Below are 209 nucleotides of genomic sequence, written 5' to 3' on the forward strand. Positions count from 1 at the left end.
ATATTGTAGCTGAGATCCCCACCTTCCAGATGGCTCAAAATGTACAGTCTTTTTTGAGCCGAGGAAACCGGGTAGTATGCCTGTTTCGCCGCCGCAGGGATCACCGTATAGGTGTCTGTGCCGTGCGTAGCTATGAGCTGGGCTTGCTGCTCAATCGTAAAGTGTTGGAACACCTCACGCAGCGTAATCCGGCTGTCCAGTTCCTGATG

At 52.6% G+C, this 209-nt stretch carries 1 protein-coding gene; it reads right to left on the reverse strand.

What is annotated here, in order from left to right; genetic code table 11:
• Positions 1 to 209, reverse strand: a 209-nt coding sequence (locus tag G9G53_RS26150) for a hypothetical protein (RefSeq protein WP_165150928.1), incomplete at both ends; no start/stop codon positions are given.

Origin of the sequence: Paenibacillus sp. EKM206P (assembly GCF_011066155.1) — a bacterium.
Taxonomy (GTDB): domain Bacteria; phylum Bacillota; class Bacilli; order Paenibacillales; family Paenibacillaceae; genus Paenibacillus; species Paenibacillus polymyxa_D.